This is a genomic window from Paraburkholderia sp. GAS38 (assembly GCF_050434965.1).
Taxonomy (GTDB): domain Bacteria; phylum Pseudomonadota; class Gammaproteobacteria; order Burkholderiales; family Burkholderiaceae; genus Paraburkholderia; species Paraburkholderia phenazinium_A.
On the sequence record NZ_JBNDJO010000006.1, the window covers coordinates 226,506 to 244,610 of the forward strand.

Here is an 18,105-nt window from a genome sequence, read left to right on the forward strand (position 1 = left end):
GCCGCACAATGGGCCGGTTGCGGGGCGCGCGGAGCCCGGTGCAGGCGCTGCGAGCGCACGTTGCCACGAACGAAGGAGAGAGGACTGAAGATGTCGCATAACCTGCCGCTGCCGGCGTATCGCGATACTGTACGCGCGGAGTGGGTCGACTATAACGGCCACCTGCGCGACGCGTTCTACATGCTGATTTTCAGCTTCGCGACGGACGCGCTGATCGATGAGATCGGTCTGCCCGATGCGGTGCGCCGTGCGCGCGGCCGTTCCGTCTACACGCTGGAGGCGCATATCAACTACCTGCATGAGATCAAGGAGGGCGCTCAGGTGCGCGTTGAGATGCGATTGCTGGCGCATGACGCGAAGCGCCTGCATCTGTACCTCGAGATGTTTGCCGACGACGGCGCAGAGCCGGTGGCGGCAAGCGAACAGATGCTGCTGCATGTCGACACCGGCGGTCCGCGTTCGGTGGCGTTCGACGACGATGTCGCCGCCCGCGTGCAGGCACTCGCTACGGCGCATGCAGTGCTGCCGCCCGCACGCTATGCAGGGCACGTGATCGGTTTGCCGGCGAAAGCGCGCGGCTAACCGGCGCGTACGAAACAGCGGACTGCGAAGGAACGACACCATGCTGGAGCGTGAAATCGCGGCGTTCGTCGAACGGACCGATGCGATCTATCCCGCCAATACGGCAACGCTATCCGCCGCTCGACAGCGCGCGATCTACGACCGCTATGCCGCCGCCTTTACGCCGCCGTTGCCTGCGGGTCTACACGTGGAGAACGCGAGTTTCACCGCTTCATTGGGCCACTCAATCGGTTTGCGCTTGTACCGGCCGGTGGCGGCCAATCCCCAGCGGGCAGGCACGGTGCTGTACTTTCATGGCGGCGGTTTTGTGGTCGGCTCGCTGGATAGTCACGAGATCGTGACGGCGCGTCTTGCGGCCGATACAGGCCTCTGCGTGATCGCGGTGGATTACAGACTCGCGCCCGAACATGGCGTGCCCGCTGCGCATGACGACTGTCTTGAGGTCACTCTTGCGGCGCTCGCGGGCCGCTTGCCGTTCGCCTCGTTACCTGCGCCGTTACTGCTCGCAGGGGACAGCGCAGGGGGCAATCTGGCGGCGAGTGTGGCGATGGCGTTACGCGATCGCGGCACGGATGGGATGGCCGGCTTGGAGGGTGTGCGTGGTATAGCGCTGATTTACCCGATGCTCGGTGCCGAACCGCAACTGCCGGCCCGTGAAACCGAAGCGCATGCCCCGCTGCTCACTCTCGCTGACGTGTACGCTTTTCGGCGTCTTTACTGGGGTAATAGATGGGATGAAGGCCACGAAAACGCAGCCGTGCCAGCATGGACGCTACCGCTTCATGCAGACCGTTTCGACGGCTTGCCCGCAACGCTGGCGATAGGTGTCGAACACGATCCGCTGCGCGACGACGCGCGCGTGTTCGTCGAGCGGATCCAGGCTGCCGGTGGCGAGGCCCAGGCATGGTTGGGCGAAGGATTGGTGCACGGCTGTTGGCGCGCGCTCTCGACCAGCCCCGGCGTGCAACAGTTGCACGCCACTGTCTGCCGCTTCCTGCTCGACACGCTGCACCGGCCAGACTGACTTCCGGCAGCGGCTTAAGCCGCTACTTTCAATTCCCCAACCAGACTGCACAGCGTCTCGACGGAAATCATCGCGGAGGCGTTCGACGGCGCCGGGCGTTCGGCCGGTTTGAACACCGCGTCGCCGCGCCGGATCTTGCGACGCGACACCGCGCACGTACCCGACGTGTGCGCGGAACGGCGGCGCCAGCGTTGCTCGCCGTAGTGACAGCGCCCAGGCTCGACCCAGCGGATCACCAGCGTCGTGTCGGAGCGCTCCAGAATCTCGATACGTACGCCATTGACACCGTCAAGGGGGAAGGACTCTATGGTCTTCATGGTCGGCTCCGTATATGTGGTGTGCCGAATGTATTCCTGCGCGAGCCTGAGAGCCATTGTGTGCCAGTTGAAACACTGTTCTCTAAACAGCAACAATGCCACTTGACTTCAGCGAAGATACGAAAAGACGCGGGTTTGCGGGCGGGTTACTGCGCGTTTTTCTTATAGAGCGGATTTTTGCAACGCAGTGTTGTTTGCAGCGCGACATGCGATGACGTGCAATGAGGCTGCGAATGGCCGGATGGACGGCGCGGGGCTCTGCGTCCTTTAAGATGTGAACATTGACGAGCCGAGCCGGGGCTAGTGTAGCTGGTTTGAGATTTTCCGGTCGGCTCGTGCACATATTTCACAGAGGTCATATGGTCACACGCCCGCCCGCAGCTACGCCTTCGCCCGAACCCGACACGCCGAGCCGCCGGAAAATGCAGCAGGTGGCCTCCGCCGTGCTGTATATCGGCCTGGTGCTGCTGGCTTTGTGGATCATCCGCGCTTTCCTGCCGGCCGTCGGCTGGGCCTGCGTGATTGCGATTGCGTTGTGGCCGGTGCTCCGCAAGATCGAAGATCACAGCTGGTTCACGGGACGCACCACGCTGATCGCCATCATCCTGACGGTGGCGATCGCTCTGCTGGTCGTGCTGCCGGTGGCGATCGGGATTGGTCAGGCGACCCACGAAGCGCACGATCTGCTGGTGTGGTTCAAGAGCGTGCAGGAAAACGGTATCGCCATGCCGGACATCGTGCAGCGTCTGCCGTTCGGCTCGCAGCAGGTGGCGGCGTGGTGGCAGGCGAATCTTGCTCAGCCGCTGCGCGAGTCGCCCGCCATGAAGGGACTGCACGGCGAAGCGGTCGTCACCTTCGGCCGGCACTTCGGCGCGCGCGCTGTCCGGATTCTGGTGGTGTTCGGTTTTATGCTGGTCACGCTGTTCGTGATCTTTCAGGCGGGGCCGCGTCTTTCGGGTGCGTTGCTCAAAGGGGCGCAGCGCGCTTTCGGCAGCAACGGCGCGCAGCTTCTCGAACGGATGGCCGCCGCCGTGCGCGGCACCGTAGCAGGTCTCGTGGTGGTGGGGATCGGCGAAGGCGCGCTGCTTGGGGTGGCCTATGGTCTCGCCGGCGTGCCGCACGCCGCGCTGCTCGGCTTCGTGACCGCGGTCGCCGCCATGCTGCCGTTCTGCGCGCCCATCGTGTTCTGCGCCGCGGCGTTGTGGCTCTTCGTGCAGGGGATGGTGGCGTGGGCTATCGGCCTCGCTGTGTTCGGTTTCGTGGTCGTGTTCATTGCGGAACACTTTGTGCGGCCCGTGATCATCGGCAACTCGACTCGCTTGCCGTTCCTGCTGGTGCTGTTCGGGATTCTGGGCGGCGCTGAAACCTTCGGGTTGCTCGGTCTGTTTATCGGCCCTGCACTGATGACGGTGCTGATGGTGTTGTGGAAGGACTGGGTGCAATAGTTAGTGGTGGCTGGAGCGCTGGTTTGCGGTAGCTTCGGCTCGAGGTCCAACGCTGCGGCTGCGGCTGCGGCTGCGGCTGCGGCTCAGTCTCCGTATCCCGTTCCAGCGCCGTCTCCCTCGCCGTCTCGCGCGGCGCCCGTGTTGCCCGGCTAATGCTCCGGCGGTTGCTGCGCCGCCGGCTTCGCGCAGGCGAGCGTGTATTTCAAGGCGGCGGGTAGCAACGCGCTCCACACGGCCCACGTATGCGCGCCGTCGATGATGCGCAGCGCCGCCGGATTGCCCGCCAGCCGCAGGTTGGTATAGAGCACGGAGGCGTCGGCCTGGATCGTCAGGTCGTCGTCGCCGGCGCCGATGAACATCGGCAGCCGGTACGGGCCGCTCATATAGCGGTCCCATTGCGCCGGATAGTTGAGCGCGTGCCACACGTGCGGATCGAACTGACGCTCGCCGAACACGCCGACGCGGCGCGCGGCGGAGGCCGGCGGCGGTTCGTTCGGATAGATCGCCGGGCTCAGCAGCATGGCGCCGCAGAACTGCTCCGGCTGCGTCATCGCGTAACGCAGCGCGCCGAAGCCGCCCATCGAAACGCCACCGATCATCCGGCCGTTGCGCTGATTCGCCACCGCGTATTGCGTTTCGACTTCCGGCAGCAGGTCGCTGAAGAACGCCGTTTCCATTTTCTCCTTGCGATCCACGTACCAGTCCGTGCCGCCTTGCGGCATCACGATGACGACGGGCGGAATCTCCCTGTGTTCGATCAGCGCGTCCGCCGTGCTTTGCAGATGGCCCTGCGAGATCCAGTCATTGGCGTTGCCGTTGTTGCCGTGCAGAAGGTACAGCACGGGGTAGCGTGGGCCGTTGAGCCGGTAACCGCTGGGCAGGTAGACGGTGTAGGACCACTCGCGTTCGAGCGCAGTCGCATGGAAACTGCGGCTGACGACCATGCTGGCGAGCGCGGCCGTGCTGCCGGCAGCGGTTGACGCCGCTGCGGCCACGGCGGTGAGGGCGAGCGGGAGCAGCGCGGAACGTGTCAGTCTGAACATGGCGGTGAAAGAAGGGCCGCTGCGCGACGGCGCGGCTTTGATGCTAGCAGTCTCGCCGTTCAGCGTGGCGAGGCGGGATGACGCGTGATCTGGCCGGAACGCCCGCCTTACGCGGCTTCACGGCGCTCAACTGGAAACGCCGCCCGTGGTCCTCGCGCGCCACGTCAGCATGCGTGCAAGCGGTTCGGACGCTCGCGCGACCATGAACAGCGCGCCGATCGCCACGGCGTCCGCGACGAGCCCGAGCGGGATGTCGAGATACCCGTCGGTGGCGGTGTACAGCAACGAATCCACCACCAGCGAGATCACGGCCCCCGCCACGAAGCACAGCAGCCCCTTGCGCCCGATCATGCCGACCCACGGCAGCCATCGCGCGAGCTTCTTCCCCCAGCCGAGCCGGATGAGATTGGCGACGAGCCACGCGATCGCCAGAAAATTGCCTGCGCGCAGCCACGAAAGGTTCTGCTTGAAACTGGCGTCGAGCGGGGCGGGTTCGATAACCAGTTTGTAGTAGGCCGCGGCCACCACGATGCCGAACGCCAGCACGCTGACGAGCCATCCGCTCCGATGCGCGCTGAGCCTCTGATAAACCGGCTGGCAACGCGCCAGCACGCCAAGCACGAACAGCAGTTGCCAGGCGAGCGGGTTGAAGTCCCATTGCGTGTCTTCGACCGCGGGCAGATAGCCGTTGAGCGACGGCGCGAGCGCCCACAGCGCGAGGCTGCCGGCCAGCAGCCACCATGGCCGGCGGCGCGCCAGCGGCAGGACGAGCGGCACGCTCAGCGCGAAGAACGCATACATGGGCAGCACCGACGCCAGATAAGGCTGGCGCCGGAACAGCAGGATGTCGCGCAGGGCGGAGAGGGGCGCGTCCATGAAGTCGTCGAGGTCGGTGATGGTCAGATTCGGTGCATCGACGCTGAAGGCGATCAGGACCGCACTGACCAGCAGCATCAGACCGGCCGTGACGAGAAAGGCGCGATAGATCTCGAACGAGCGCCGCAGGAAGCGCTGCCGCGCGGCCGCCTCGGTGCGCCGCGCGGCGAGCGTGGCGTAAGCGGTGGCGGTGGCGAAGCCGCCGAGGAACACGAATACCTCCGCGGCGTCGCACAGCGCATAGGCGTGCAGCGTGACGCGCGACAGGATGCTGCCGCCGATGTGATCGACTACGATGAACAGGAGGACCAGTCCGCGAAAGAAGTCGAGTTCGGGCAGACGGGAGGATGACTTTTGCATTGCGTATAACCGAGGGGAGTTCTGCTGGGCGAAGCCCATTTCTTTCGGAATTATTTCATGAACTTACGATTGAGTGTGCGCAAGTGGGCTCGGCCGATCGTAATAGGCCGTCGGGCGGGACAAACCGACCCCAATCCCTAACTGCAAAAATGCGCAATGCCGATTTCGCGCGCGTGGGCATTTAGCAACGATTTGCCGGGGGTCAACTTGTCCCAATGGACGGCCTACTATCGGTGTGCAAGCATCGTTTAACACTCGTGAACGTTAAAGCCCCAATGTAGGTGCTGCTGAAAAATAAGAAGAGCTTTCTCAAAGTTGGCTAGCGGTTGGCTAATGATTAGAGATTCGGGAGATCTTCATGAAAAAGAACATGATTGCGCTGGCTGTGACCGCAGCCGCCGCTCTGCCTGTGCACGCACAGAGCAGCATTACGCTGTACGGGGTGATCGACGAGGGCATCAACTACACGAACAACGCGGGCGACAAATCCGCCTACCAGCTGGAGAGCGGCTACGCGCAAGGCAGCCGCTGGGGTCTCAAGGGTTCGGAAGATCTGGGCAGCGGCCTGAAGGCCATCTTCGACCTTGAAAACGGTTTCGACGTGAACAGCGGTGCGCTTGGCCAGGGTGGCCGCATGTTCGGCCGCCAGGCGTTCGTCGGCCTGACGGCGGCGAATTACGGCACGATCACGCTGGGGCGGCAGTACGACTCGGTGGTCGACTATCTCGCCCAGGCCACGGCAAACGGCAACTGGGGCGGTTATCTGCTCTCGCACCCTTACGACAACGACAATACCGACAACTCGTTCCGCGTGAACAACACGGTCAAGTACACGAGTCCGGATTTCTCGGGCCTGCAGTTCGGCGGCACCTACAGCTTCAGCAACGACACCAACTTCGCCAACAATCGCCAGTACAGCCTGGGTGGCCAGTACACGAACGGTGGCTTGCTGCTGACCGGGGCCTACCTCGAAGCGAACAATCCAGGACTAAGCGCGGACGGCGCCATTGCGACCGACGACGCGAATTTCATCTCGGAGCGCTTGCGCATTTTCGGCGGCGGCATCAACTACACGTTCGGCGCCGCGACGCTGGGCTTTGCCTATACGAACACGAATGTCGGCGAGCCGTCCGCGACCGACACCTCGGTCTACGTGGGGGCGATCACGCCGCCCAACGGCGGCACGCTGACCGCGCTCAAGTTCCAGAACTTCGAAATCAACGGCAAGTACCAGTTCACGCCGGCCTTCTTTGTCGGCCTGCAGTACATCTATACGGCCGCGACCATGGATGCGACCTCGGGCAACGAGAATCCGAAATATCACACGTTCGGGCTGATGGCCGACTACAACCTGTCGAAGCGCACGGACTTCTATTTCCAGGCGGCCTATCAGAAGGTGGCCGGCGACAAGACCGATACCGTGCTGGACGACGCCTATATTCCCGGCTCGGCGGGTGTGTCGTCGAGCGCGAACCAGTTCGCGGTGCGCGCGGCGATCCGTCACAAGTTCTGAGCGGCCGGCGAGTTCAGGTCCGCACGCTATCTGGTAGCTGAAGAGAGAAACGGCCTCGGGGCCCTGTGCCCTGTGGGCCCGCGAGGCCGTTTGCGCCTTTCGGTCAATTCAGACCGGCACACGGCGTGGATTTAACGCGCGGTGTGGCCGTAATTGGGTTCGGCGGCGCCGTTCACCGTCGTGCCGGGCAACGCGGGCGTGTGGTCGGCATGTTGCGCGACGGCCGGCGTTGCACCCGCGCTCGCAGGTGCGGCTGTGCCGGTACCGGTCGCCGCGAGACCGGGAACCAGTCCTTGCAACGACCCGCCGGAGAGACCGACTTCGTTCAGCAACGAATCGATCAACGGCGCATGCGCGCGATAGGCGAGGGCAGCGGACATGGCCTGCTCGGCCAGGTTGGTGCCGTTATGTCCGGCCGACAGGCCCGAGCCGGCGTCCGCGCCATTGCCGCCGCCATTGCGATTGAGGCCGTCGACCTGGATGATCTTGATGCCGTCGATCGACTTCATCGGCTCGACGGTCTGCTGGATCACGGCCGGCAGCGCTTGCAGCAGGGCGAGCTTGAACTTGAGGCTGGTCTGGTCCGACGACAGCGCATTGATCGCGTCGTTGAGGGCGCGCTGCGCCTCGGCCTCGGCGAGGCCTTTCTTGCGGGCCGCTTCCGCCAGCTCGACGATGGCGGTGGCCTGCATCTGCGCGGCCTCGCGTTCGGCGCGCGCCTGGGTGGTGACGTGCACGGCGCTGGTTTCGGCCTGCTGGGCCGCCTCGATCAGCGCGACCTGCTTGGCGCGGTCGGCTTCGGCGGTGCGGCGGGTGGTTTCCACCAACTGTTCGGCCTTCACGGCCTCTGCGAGCGCCTCGTTGGCGCGAGCCTGTGCCTGCGACTGCGCTTCCGATTTCGACGCAATCACAATGGCCTTGTCCTGCGCGGCGATTTCCGTGACCTTGGCTTGCTCGATGGCCGCCATCTGGGTCACCTTGGTCTGCTCGATCTCTTTCACGCGCACTTCGCGCTCGGCTTCGACCTTGCGCGTGCGCACGGCCTGTTCGCGCTGGATCTCCGATTCCTGAACCTGCCGTTCCGCGGCAATCCGGCTTTGTTCGGCTTCCTGATGACGCTCGGCTTCATACGCCGCGATGCGCGCGCTCTGCTCGGCCGTGCGGGTCTTCACCTGCTGTTCCTGCTCGAGCTTCATGAACGATTCCTGCTGCTCGATCTCGAGTTTCTTCGCGAGCGCATCGCGGTTCTTTTCGCGCACCGATACTTCGGTATCCTGCTCGACTTCGTTGCGTTCCTTGCGGCGCCGTTCGGTTTCCTGGGTGAGTTTGGTCAGGCCTTCGGCGTCGAACGCATTGTTCGGGTCGAAGAATTCCTTCGAAGTCTGGTTGAAGTTGGTCAGCGATACGCTTTCCAGTTCCAGGCCGTTCTTCGTCAGGTCTTCCGCGACGGTGTTCTGCACGCCCTGCACGAATTTTTCGCGGGCGTCCTGCAGGTCTTGCATCGTCATCTGTGCGGCGGTGGAGCGCAGCGCGTCGACGAACTTGTCGTCGACCAGCGCGCGCAGATTTTCCGGCGCATTGGTGCGTTGGCCGAGCGTCTGGGCCGCCGTCGAGACGCCTTCGGAGGTCGGTTTGACGCGCACGAAGAACGCCACCACCACGTCGACGCGCATGCGGTCCTTGGTGATCAGGCTGTCGCGCGTGGAGCGGCTCACTTCGAGCTTCAACGTATTCATGTTGATGGGTACGACTTCATGAAACACCGGCAGCACGACCGCGCCGCCGCTCATGATGACCTTTTGCCCACCGAGGCCGGTTCGGACGAAAGCGCGTTCCGCCGACGCGCGCACATACAGCCGCGCAAAGATCAGACCGATGACCGACAGGCCAATGACAACCGCAAGACCGGTGGCACCCCAGAAGAATATGGCATCCATGTTGTTCTTCAACTCCCATTAAAGAGGACTGCGTGACAAATCGGCAGGTACACCGCGCATGGCTGGCGGCGGCGAACCTGCGGGTAAAGCGGCTACAACAGATCTGGCCGAGGGTTGGCGATCGCGCGATACAGCGACCCGGACACCCGCGAGACGATCAATACGGTCGATCCCCGCGCAAAACGCGCTTCTGGATCGTCGGGTTCGATGCGCAGGTAATGCGGCTGACCGTATTCGTCGACGAGGCGCGCTTCGGCAGGATTGCCGGGCGATGCTTCGCCTGTGACGATCTGGGCCGTGCGCCCGACAAAGTCGGCCTCGGAGAGGGCGGAGGTTTCGTTCTGCGGCAGATAGTGGCCCACGAGGCCGCCGGTCTGGCGCACGAACGGCAACGCGCCGAATGCGGCGATGAGCGCGGCGACTGGAGGCGGCAGCATGAAGCCGGCGAGCGCATGCAGCAGCGATTGCAGCACCAGCCCGACAATCGCGAAGCCGAGCAGGAACAGGATCAGCAGAATCAGCAGCGGCACCCGTCCGAGGTGCAGCCAGCCGAGCAACTGACCGACGACGCCGGTATCGGCCGCCGCGCCGGAATGGTCGATGCCGAAGTGGCTGACCAGCATGCTGCCGGCGTGTTCAGTGACGCTGAGTCCGAACAGCAGGGTGATGCCTTCGAGCGCGCCGATAGCGATCATCAGTCCGATCGCGGCCACGAACGGGGCATTACCCGGTAAGAGAAGCGGAGTCATTGTTGTTGTGTTCCCCGAATGAATGCGTGGATCAGGCGTCCTCGCCGACCGGTCTGCCGTTCACGGCTTTCAGACGCGCGACGCGTTCGCTGATGCGCTGTTCCTTGTGCAGCGTTTCGAGCCGCCGCAGCAATGACGGATCGGCGCTGGCCGGCCCGGTATGCAGGCCGGCGACGCCGGTGGCGCCCGTCATGGTGCGGTTGAAACCCTGCTCGAGCTGGTCGGCGCGAATGCCCGCTGCCGCACCCGACACGCCGTCCACGCTGCTTGCGCGCTGCGCGACCGCGCGCGAGGCGATCATCTCGCCCAGCGCCTGCTCCATCTCGGCGCGTTTGGCGCGCAGACCGAGCAGATCGGATTCGGCCGCGCCGGCGTGTTCGATGGCTTCCTGCAGCGCCTGATTGAGCGTGCCGAGCTGGTCTTCCAGATCGATCTGCCGGCTGGCGCCCGCGTGCGTCGCCGCTTCGTCGCCTTGCGCCAGCGCCGTGGCGATGAGTTCGTTCAGGCGCTCGATTTCGTTGTTGACGCGCGTGATCGCCTTGGTGGCCTGGTGCCGTGCCGCTTCGTGACGGCCCAGCTCGATGCGAGCCTGGGCGATCACTTCGTCGAATTCGCGCAGGTACTGCTCCAGTACGGCCTGCGGCGTACGGCTTTCGAGCGAGCTGACCAGGGCATGCACGTTGGCCGTCAGCAGTCGTTTGACACGGTTACCCAGACGTTCTGTCGTCATGTTGTTTCTCCTGGATAAAGCGGGATATCGAGGGTGCGATGCGGTGCTTCGCGTTGCGGTGAGCCCGTCAGCCGGGCGGACGCGCAATCTGCACGACCTGCACGAGTTCCTGCAACTCCGCCACGTAGCGGTTCAGGACCGTGGGGTCGTAAGTGGGCGGCCGCTGGGTGACGGCGAGGCGCACCAGACCCAGCAGCATGCGCATGGCTTTGGCGGTGAGACGTGCCTCGATCTCACGCGCCATCTCGGCGACGCGCTTGCCCTCGGGCAGCGCGGTGACGAGGCTTGCCATCAGTTCTGGCAGTTGGGTGGTGAGGAGCGCAACGATCTCCGAATGCGAGTGCGTGGCGTGCTCGTAGGCCTGAGTGGCCTCCTGTAGCGGCCGCACCTGCTCGCGCATCAGGGCGGCACAACTGACGTAGTCGTTCTCGCCGTTCGCGCGACGTTGGGCGTCGGCGATCAGCGCACGGATCTTGTCGCTCGGGCTGGACGCGCCCTGCAATTGCAGGCTCGACAGCCACGCGAGGTCGTCTTCGGGAATGCGCACGGATACGGTTTGCATGACACAGCACCTGTTTCGGATTCGCTGAAAACCAGCATAGTACAAACGTATGCGTTTGTACACGTTTGTCACAGGGCTGTGTCAGCGGCGCCTCCTGAGGTATTCCGCATGCATAGATGAAAAGGCGCTGAGGCTTACTGGGCGGGCTTCACGGGGTTTTATGCCGCCTGAATGCAGTGTCGCTTTTTTTTTGCGGCTGTCGGCCGATGCGCAGGCTGTCATGCAACTGCTCGCCCCACTCAACCCGCTCACCCCAGCAGATTCAACGCCGCATACTGCAGCAACATGATCGTCTTCCCATCCACGATCTCGCCACCCCGCACCATCGCCAGCGCTTCATCGATCGGCAGCTCCAGCACTTCGATATCCTCACCTTCGCTGGCGACACCGCCGCCGTCGCTCACCTTCGCGGCCGCGGCGTATTCGGCGACAAAGAAGAACAGCTTCTCCGTGACCGAACCCGGGCTCATAAACGCCTCGAACACCTTGCGCACCGCATGCACGCGGTAGCCGGTTTCCTCTTCGACCTCGGCGCGGATGCGCTCCTCCGGCGACGCGGCTTCCAGCAGACCGGCCGGCGCCTCGATCAGCATTCCATCGTGACCGTTGACGAACGCCGGTAGCCGGAACTGGCGCGTGAGCACCACCGTGCGGCGCACCGGCTCGTAAAGCAGCAAGGTTGCACCGTTGCCGCGGTCGTAAGTCTCGCGGCTCTGGCGTTGCCAACTGCCGTCGGCGCGCCGGTAGTCGAAGGTGGTTTTCTTCAGCACGTACCAGTCGTCGGACAGCACCTTGACGTCGACAATACGCACCCGGTCGGCAGTTTCGTTCATTGTGGCTCCATGAAAGCGCGGCCTCAGCCGCGAGATTTCATGTTATCGTGCAATATCGTGCAAAAACAAGATATTTCGTGCATTGCGTGCCGGGTGCCGGTCCAGCACCCGACGCACCGGCCCATCCGCATTTAACTTCGCCTTATCCCATGCTGACATCGCAAAGAAAGCAGTTGATCCTCGACGCGCTCAAACGCGACGGCCAGGTGATCGCCAAGAGTCTGAGCAGTGAATTTGCCGTGTCGGAAGACACCATTCGCCGCGATCTGCGCGAACTCGCCGCCGATGGCTACCTGCAGCGCGTACATGGCGGCGCATTGCCGGCGTCGCCGGCTGCGGTGAATCTGGCCGGGCGGCAAGGCATCGAGTCGGCGTCGAAGGCGGCCATCGGCAAGGCCGCGGCGCAGATGATCGTGCCCGGCCAGATTGCGATCGTCGACGGCGGTACGACCGCCGTGCAACTGGTGCGCCATCTGCCGCTGGATCTACGCGCGACGATCGTCACGCATAGCCCGACCGTTGCCGTCGAACTCGGCGATCACGCGGGCGTGGAGGTCATCATGATCGGCGGGCGCCTGTACCGGCATTCGATGGTCAACGTCGGCGGCGCCGCTATCGAGGCGCTGAGCCATATTCGTGCGGACCTCTATTTCATGGGCGTGACCGGCGTGCATCCCGAGGCCGGCCTGAGTACCGGCGATCTCGAGGAGGCCTACATCAAGCGGGCGCTGGCGGCCCGCGCGGCCGAAACGGTGGTGCTGGCGTCCGCGGAGAAGCTCAACGCGGCTTCTGCGTTCATGATCGCGGAAGCGTCGGCGGCTCATGCCATCGTGGTCGAGAAGGAAACCGCGGAGGCGCTCACGGCGCCGCTCGAGGCCTTGGGTATCGCGATCGTGCGGGCGTGAGACAGCCGTAGCGGCGGCGCCTCAAATAGATCAGGATTACAGATCAATTAGCCCTTTCATATCGAATCCGTTATTTGAGAGATAGCGGACAATTTGTTACTCATTCTCCGTCCAACAGGGCGATAATCCCGCGCTTTGCCTCGTTATTGCAGGGCAGGGAAGTTGGCAACACCAGCACGTTCACGAGCAGTTCAAGGTCAATCAGATCGACTGCGGCGGCGCCGATGTTCTGCGCCGCCGCACGTCGCCGGTATGCCCGGACGAATGCGTCCGGGATTCGCCTGATTCTCAACGCGGTGTGTCGTCACAGGCTTGCGCAGCCTGTGGGGATCACGCGCGCGTCGTGCTGCCCGCTGGCGTTGCCGCCGTCGTTCACTAAAGGAGAAGTCCATGGGGAAACTCGACCTTTCGCGTCGCAGTTTTCTGAAGGCCAGCGTGCTTGCGGGCGTATCGGTGTATATCGCGCCGATCGGCAGCCGCGCGTTCGCTGCGTTGTTCGAAGACAGAATTCTCACGCCGGTTCAATGGGACGCGGCCAATGGGCAGGCCAGGTTCCGTATCGACGGCATCGCCAAGGTGACCGGCGCGAAAGTGTTCGCGCGCGACGTCCGTGCCGCCGACATGCCGCATTGGCCCAAACAGCAGGCGCATGCCTTCATCCTGCGCACGACCCAGGCCGACCGCCTTTACGAAGGTTTCAACCTGGCGCTGCTGGGCGACGAACTGCAGCCCGACCGCATCGTCACCGCGGACGATCTGACGCGCGACCGCCTGATCTTCCCCGCCTTCTATGGCGACGACATGTTGCTGCCGCCGGGCAAGACGCCCGCGTATCTCGGCCAGGCGGTGGCGATCCTGATCTATCACGACTTCGCGCGTTTCCGCTTTGCCAAAGACCGGCTCAAGTTCCACGACGAGATCATCCGTTATGGCGCGCAGACGGGACCGCTCGAGCGCGATCCGTGGGGCACGTTCCGCTTCGTGCGCGTGGGCGGCAAGACGCCTTATGACGACGACACCTTCTCGAGCCTGAAGAATGCGCCGGTGTTTCCGAGCATGATGCGCAAGCATCAGCCGGTCTGGCCGGACGGCAAGGAACACGGCAAGCTCGACGAGCAGGGCATGTTCTACGCCGGACAGATCCAGCAGGAGCTCGAACATCCGTCCGCGGACTGGCTGGTGATGGAGCGCGAGTACAACACGCAGTCCATCGACACCGCCGCGCTCGAACCCGACAACGCGAATTGCTGGTATGACGCGGCGACGCAGTCGCTGCATATGGTTGTGCCGACCCAGGCGCCGCAGGAAGTCGCGGACAGCGCGGCGGGCATGGTGGCGAAGTGCGCGTTCCCGGTGAAGAACCTGTTCCTGCACCCGTGCTACACGGTCGGCTACGGTTCGAAGGACCACTTCAATGTGCCGTTCTACGGCCTCGTCACCGCCATGTATGCGGGCGGTCGTCCGGTGCGTCTTGCCAACGACCGCTACGAGCAGTTCCAGACGTCGCTCAAGCGTCACGCGTTCAAGATGCATTACCGCATTGCAGTCGATAAGAAGACCGGCCTGCTGCAATCGTTCAAGGCCGAGATGGAAGCGAACGGTGGCGGGCGCTGCAATTTCTCGCCGTCGGTGGCGATGGTCGGCGCGACCGCGGCCCAGTCCATCTACTACTTCCCGAAGAACGACCTGGCGGCCGTTGCGATTGCTTCGCGTGCCATCGACGCCGGTTCCGCGCGCGGCTACGGCACGTTGCAGAGCATGGCCGCCACGGAAATGATGGTCGACGAGATGGCTGCGCAACTGGGCATCGATCCCATCGCGTTCCGTTTGAAGAACGCGTTGCGCTCGGGCATGAAAAACACCCAGGGCGCGGTGCCGGCCGGCGCGATTCGTGTCGACGAAGTCCTGCAGAAAGCGCAGGTGCATCCGCTGTGGGTGAATCGCGCGAAGAAGAAGCTCGAATACGAACTGCTGCATCCGGGCAAGCGCTATGGCGTCGGCTTTGCATGCGTGCAAAAGGACTTCGGCACGGGCGCCGAAGCGTCGCTCGCAAAGGTCGAATTCAGCGCGGACGGCAAGATCAGCCTGCATCACAGCGCCGCTGAAATCGGCACGGGCATGTCCACCTCGCAAGCGATTGCGGTGGCGAAGTGGCTCGGCATGCCGGCCACCGAGGTGCGCGTGGCCGTCACCGACTGGCCCGATCTGCCGGTCGTCACGAGCGGCGATCCGTACATGATGTCGCAGGCCGAGCAGGACAAGCTGTCGGCCAATCCGCGTTGGTCGCCGAATTACTCGTCGCCGTCGAGCGCGACCAACTCCGCGTTCTATTTCACGCACAGCACGCGCGAGGCCGCTCGCGTCGTCTTCACGCACGGCCTGTGGCCGGCGGCCATGGCGATCTGGACCCAGGGGCCAGGCGGCGGTCAGGCGGCGCCGCTGGTGGTGCGCATCGAGGACGCACGCTGGGTCGACGGCAAGCTGTCGGCGGCGGGACTCGAAGCGCTGCCGTTTGCGCAACTCGCGAAGAAGGCCCACGAACTCGGACTCGTGACGGGCGCGGCGGTGCACGTGTTCAACCGCTGGCAGTGGACCGAGGCGGAGTTCGCGATCGACGGCGGCCTCGAGCGTCTGCCGGTCGATGCGCTCTCGCTGCGCTACGGCGATAACGCTGCCGCCGACAAAAAGAAGCAGCAGACCACGGCGAATCGATACCGCGTGCTCGATCGTCAGCGCGTGTTCATTCCGCCAGTGCAACGTAACAACGCGGCGGTCACGTATTACAGCGCGGTCGGCACGCTGGTCGAGCTGGCCGTCCATGAAGCGAGCGGCAAGGTCGAACTGCTCGCGCACCACTCGATCATGGAGTGCGGCAACCAGATTGCGCCGCAGCTCGTCTCGGGCCAGTTGCAGGGCGGTCTCGCCATGGGGATCGGCCACGCCCTGCACGAGTACCTGCCGCTCTACGAAGACGGTCCCGGCAACGGGACATGGAACTTCAATCGCTACCAGTTGCCGCGTGCGAAAGATGTGGCCGTCTGGACCCAGACCGGCGAAGTACTGCCGCCGCTCACGGAAAGCGATCCGCCCAAGGGTATCGCGGAAGTGGTGATGATCCCGGTTGTCGGCGCGCTCGTGAACGGTATCGCGCATGCCATTGGACATCGTTTTACTGACCTGCCGGTTACCCCGCAAAACATTCTGGAGGTGCTCGCATGACGACGGCCCTGAATCAAACACCCGGCCGCGCCGCCAGCGCCACGCCGGCCTCGGATGCCACCGCGCAAACGGCGAGTGCGCCGGTCGTGGAACGGCCGCTGACGCAATTCCGCGCGCAACCGCTGACGCTCAAGGTGAACGGCCGCGACGTGACGGTGCAGGTGCCGACCGGTCTGATGATGATCGACCTGCTGCACGAATACCTCGATCTGACCGGTTCGCGGCTCGGCTGCGGGCAGGGCGTCTGTCACGCCTGCGTGGTGATTCTCGACAAGCCGGATGGCACGAGCGAGGAGGTTCGCACCTGTATCACGGGCGCGAATTTCTTCGACGGCAAGTCGATTCGCACCATCGAAGGTCACGCGCAGCGCAACGGACAAGGTGAGGTAGTGGCGCTGTCGCCGATCCAGCAGAAGTTTCTCGAACACTTCAGTTTTCAGTGCGGCTACTGTACGCCCGGTTTCGTCAATGCGGCGACGGTGCTGATCGAACGTCTGAAGCGTCAGCCGGTGGCGCGGGACCAGGTAGAGGAAACCATCACCGAAGCGCTGAACGATCACATCTGCCGCTGTACGGGGTATGTGCGCTACTACGAGGCGGTGAAGGACGTGGTCATGACGATGCCGGGACTCGTCAAGGACGCCGCATGAGCCTGCGTTTCCTGACCTCGCACCTCTCGCACCTGAGCTTGCGCCCGCGCCTGTGCCGCGTTGCGCTGCTGTTGAGCGCCGCGCTGCTGGCTGCATGCGGCGACCATCACGACAACACCACGGCAGCGACGAGCGCCACAGCACTGGGCGCCGCGTCGGCAAGCACGCCGGCCGACGGACAAAGCGGCGCTGCGGATCAACTGGTTCGCGGCCGCTACCTGGTGAAGGCTGCTGACTGCGCGGCCTGTCACACTGCCGCGGACGGGGCGCCGTTCGCCGGCGGCGTGAAGCTCGCGTCGCCATTCGGCACGTTTTACGGCACGAACATCACGCCGGACCAGGACCACGGCATCGGCAAGTGGAGCGCCGACGATTTCTACAAGGCGCTGCATGACGGCGTGTCGCCGGACGGCCAGTTGTATCCGGCGATGCCGTACACGTCGTACCGCCAGCTCTCGCGTGCCGACAGCGACGCCATGTATGCGTGGCTGATGGCGCAGAAACCGGCGGCGGTGGCTAACCACGCGCCTGACCTGTCGTTCCCGTTCAACCTGCGCTTTGCCGTGCGCTTCTGGAACATGCTGTTCCTGAAAGACGCATTGCCCGATGCATCGAAGGGCGGCTCGGCCGACTGGAACCGTGGCCGCTATCTGGTCAATGCGCTCGGCCACTGCGCGGAATGCCACACGCCGCGCGGCAAGTTCGGCCAGCTCGATCAGGCGTTGCCGCTTGGCGGCGGCGCGCTTGGGCGTGTCGTCGCGCCGGATATCACGCCGCACGGCTTGGCTGCCCGCGGTTGGACCGCGACGGATCTGCAGACCTTCTTCGCAACCGGGGTCGCGCCGCAAGGCTCGGCCTTCAGCGAGATGTATCCGGTCGTGCATCTGAGCAGCCAGTATCTGAGTCGCGACGACCTGCGGGCGATGTCCACCTATCTGCTCGGCGATCAGCCGCCGGCGCCGCAGCCGCTGCAGTCGGTCTCGGCGGATGCGGCGCAACTGGCCGCCGGCCGCAATGTCTACCTCGCGGTGTGTGCGGGGTGTCATGGCCGCGACGGCGAGGGCAAGCCGCACGTCGCCGTGCCGATGCACGGCAATTCGACGGTGCGGCAAACCGATCCGCATAATCTGATCGTGGCGATGCTCGACGGCATCGGCGCGCAGGATTTCCCCGGCCTCGAACGCATGCAGGAGATGCCGGGTTTTGCCGGGCAACTCAGCGACGAAGAGCTCGCGCAACTGGCGAGCTATCTGCGGGCCAACTGGGGCGGTCAGCCGGCCGATGTGACAGCGGCTGCCGTCAAGGCCTTACGCTAGGCGGCCGTATGAGATGATGGCGATACCCTTGCCACCCGCGTATC

16 protein-coding genes are annotated in these 18,105 nt (G+C 64.3%); 8 read left to right on the forward strand and 8 right to left on the reverse strand.

Annotation, left to right across the window (positions count from 1 at the left end; genetic code table 11):
* The first annotated feature begins 90 nt into the window (after positions 1-90).
* Positions 91-582: a thioesterase family protein gene (locus tag P3T42_RS16890; RefSeq protein WP_429306677.1), complete on the forward strand. Its 492-nt coding sequence runs from the start codon at positions 91-93 to the stop codon at positions 580-582.
* A gap of 40 nt (positions 583-622) precedes the next feature.
* A complete protein-coding gene (locus tag P3T42_RS16895; RefSeq protein ID WP_429306678.1) occupies positions 623-1,606 on the forward strand; it encodes an alpha/beta hydrolase in 984 nt (327 codons plus the stop codon).
* 14 nt (positions 1,607-1,620) lie between these two features.
* Here P3T42_RS16895 and P3T42_RS16900 read toward each other — a convergent pair whose 3' ends face one another.
* A complete protein-coding gene (locus tag P3T42_RS16900; RefSeq protein WP_429306679.1) occupies positions 1,621-1,923 on the reverse strand; it encodes a DUF3331 domain-containing protein in 303 nt (100 codons plus the stop codon).
* Positions 1,924-2,282: 359 nt separating this feature from the next.
* On the opposite strand from P3T42_RS16900, the gene P3T42_RS16905 reads away from it, so the two are divergent.
* Positions 2,283-3,368: an AI-2E family transporter gene (locus P3T42_RS16905; protein ID WP_429306680.1), complete on the forward strand. Its 1,086-nt coding sequence runs from the start codon at positions 2,283-2,285 to the stop codon at positions 3,366-3,368.
* A 149-nt stretch (positions 3,369-3,517) separates the two neighbouring features.
* On the opposite strand, the gene P3T42_RS16910 is transcribed toward P3T42_RS16905, so the two are convergent.
* Positions 3,518-4,411: an alpha/beta hydrolase gene (locus P3T42_RS16910; protein ID WP_429306681.1), complete on the reverse strand. Its 894-nt coding sequence runs from the start codon at positions 4,409-4,411 to the stop codon at positions 3,518-3,520.
* Positions 4,412-4,537: 126 nt separating this feature from the next.
* Positions 4,538-5,647 (reverse strand): OpgC domain-containing protein, encoded by a 1,110-nt coding sequence (locus tag P3T42_RS16915; protein WP_429306682.1) that lies wholly within the window; start codon positions 5,645-5,647, stop codon positions 4,538-4,540.
* A 358-nt stretch (positions 5,648-6,005) separates the two neighbouring features.
* On the opposite strand from P3T42_RS16915, the gene P3T42_RS16920 reads away from it, so the two are divergent.
* On the forward strand, positions 6,006-7,160 hold the full coding sequence (locus tag P3T42_RS16920) for a porin (protein ID WP_074295643.1): 1,155 nt from the start codon (positions 6,006-6,008) through the stop codon (positions 7,158-7,160).
* 131 nt (positions 7,161-7,291) lie between these two features.
* On the opposite strand, the gene P3T42_RS16925 is transcribed toward P3T42_RS16920, so the two are convergent.
* The 5 genes from P3T42_RS16925 to P3T42_RS16945 form a co-directional block, all read right to left on the reverse strand.
* On the reverse strand, positions 7,292-9,097 hold the full coding sequence (locus P3T42_RS16925) for a flotillin family protein (RefSeq protein WP_429306683.1): 1,806 nt from the start codon (positions 9,095-9,097) through the stop codon (positions 7,292-7,294).
* A gap of 92 nt (positions 9,098-9,189) precedes the next feature.
* A complete protein-coding gene (locus P3T42_RS16930; protein ID WP_074295641.1) occupies positions 9,190-9,846 on the reverse strand; it encodes a YqiJ family protein in 657 nt (218 codons plus the stop codon).
* A 31-nt stretch (positions 9,847-9,877) separates the two neighbouring features.
* Positions 9,878-10,576: a PspA/IM30 family protein gene (locus tag P3T42_RS16935; protein ID WP_074295640.1), complete on the reverse strand. Its 699-nt coding sequence runs from the start codon at positions 10,574-10,576 to the stop codon at positions 9,878-9,880.
* A 67-nt stretch (positions 10,577-10,643) separates the two neighbouring features.
* Entirely contained in the window at positions 10,644-11,138 is a 495-nt protein-coding gene (locus tag P3T42_RS16940) for a hypothetical protein (RefSeq protein ID WP_074295639.1), read from the reverse strand.
* Positions 11,139-11,386: 248 nt separating this feature from the next.
* Positions 11,387-11,971, reverse strand: coding sequence for an NUDIX domain-containing protein (locus tag P3T42_RS16945; protein WP_074295638.1), 585 nt, complete (start codon positions 11,969-11,971; stop codon positions 11,387-11,389).
* A 149-nt stretch (positions 11,972-12,120) separates the two neighbouring features.
* Between P3T42_RS16945 and P3T42_RS16950 the strand changes: the two genes are divergently transcribed.
* The 4 genes from P3T42_RS16950 to P3T42_RS16965 all read left to right on the forward strand — a co-directional run bounded on the left by P3T42_RS16950 (position 12,121) and on the right by P3T42_RS16965 (position 18,061).
* Positions 12,121-12,876 (forward strand): DeoR/GlpR family DNA-binding transcription regulator, encoded by a 756-nt coding sequence (locus tag P3T42_RS16950; protein WP_429306684.1) that lies wholly within the window; start codon positions 12,121-12,123, stop codon positions 12,874-12,876.
* Positions 12,877-13,266: 390 nt separating this feature from the next.
* Positions 13,267-16,095: a xanthine dehydrogenase family protein molybdopterin-binding subunit gene (locus P3T42_RS16955; protein WP_429306685.1), complete on the forward strand. Its 2,829-nt coding sequence runs from the start codon at positions 13,267-13,269 to the stop codon at positions 16,093-16,095.
* Positions 16,092-16,745 (forward strand): (2Fe-2S)-binding protein, encoded by a 654-nt coding sequence (locus P3T42_RS16960; protein ID WP_429306686.1) that lies wholly within the window; start codon positions 16,092-16,094, stop codon positions 16,743-16,745. Before P3T42_RS16955 ends, P3T42_RS16960 begins: the two co-directional genes overlap by 4 nt.
* On the forward strand, positions 16,742-18,061 hold the full coding sequence (locus P3T42_RS16965; protein ID WP_429306687.1) for a c-type cytochrome: 1,320 nt from the start codon (positions 16,742-16,744) through the stop codon (positions 18,059-18,061). The genes P3T42_RS16960 and P3T42_RS16965 overlap by 4 nt, the downstream gene beginning before the upstream one ends.
* The last annotated feature ends 44 nt before the right edge of the window (positions 18,062-18,105 follow it).

Bases quoted from the DNA above. Each gene is read 5' to 3' on its own strand.
- P3T42_RS16965 (WP_429306687.1), top strand. From the start codon at position 16,742: ATGAGCCTGCGTTTCCTGACCTCGCACCTCTCGCACCTGAGCTTGCGC.
- P3T42_RS16960 (WP_429306686.1), top strand. From the start codon at position 16,092: ATGACGACGGCCCTGAATCAAACACCCGGCCGCGCCGCCAGCGCCACG.
- P3T42_RS16940 (WP_074295639.1), bottom strand. From the start codon at position 11,138: ATGCAAACCGTATCCGTGCGCATTCCCGAAGACGACCTCGCGTGGCTG.
- P3T42_RS16915 (WP_429306682.1), bottom strand. From the start codon at position 5,647: ATGCAAAAGTCATCCTCCCGTCTGCCCGAACTCGACTTCTTTCGCGGA.
- P3T42_RS16910 (WP_429306681.1), bottom strand. From the start codon at position 4,411: ATGTTCAGACTGACACGTTCCGCGCTGCTCCCGCTCGCCCTCACCGCC.
- P3T42_RS16935 (WP_074295640.1), bottom strand. From the start codon at position 10,576: ATGACGACAGAACGTCTGGGTAACCGTGTCAAACGACTGCTGACGGCC.
- P3T42_RS16895 (WP_429306678.1), top strand. From the start codon at position 623: ATGCTGGAGCGTGAAATCGCGGCGTTCGTCGAACGGACCGATGCGATC.
- P3T42_RS16920 (WP_074295643.1), top strand. From the start codon at position 6,006: ATGAAAAAGAACATGATTGCGCTGGCTGTGACCGCAGCCGCCGCTCTG.
- P3T42_RS16950 (WP_429306684.1), top strand. From the start codon at position 12,121: ATGCTGACATCGCAAAGAAAGCAGTTGATCCTCGACGCGCTCAAACGC.
- P3T42_RS16905 (WP_429306680.1), top strand. From the start codon at position 2,283: ATGGTCACACGCCCGCCCGCAGCTACGCCTTCGCCCGAACCCGACACG.
- P3T42_RS16945 (WP_074295638.1), bottom strand. From the start codon at position 11,971: ATGAACGAAACTGCCGACCGGGTGCGTATTGTCGACGTCAAGGTGCTG.
- P3T42_RS16900 (WP_429306679.1), bottom strand. From the start codon at position 1,923: ATGAAGACCATAGAGTCCTTCCCCCTTGACGGTGTCAATGGCGTACGT.
- P3T42_RS16930 (WP_074295641.1), bottom strand. From the start codon at position 9,846: ATGACTCCGCTTCTCTTACCGGGTAATGCCCCGTTCGTGGCCGCGATC.
- P3T42_RS16955 (WP_429306685.1), top strand. From the start codon at position 13,267: ATGGGGAAACTCGACCTTTCGCGTCGCAGTTTTCTGAAGGCCAGCGTG.
- P3T42_RS16925 (WP_429306683.1), bottom strand. From the start codon at position 9,097: ATGGATGCCATATTCTTCTGGGGTGCCACCGGTCTTGCGGTTGTCATT.
- P3T42_RS16890 (WP_429306677.1), top strand. From the start codon at position 91: ATGTCGCATAACCTGCCGCTGCCGGCGTATCGCGATACTGTACGCGCG.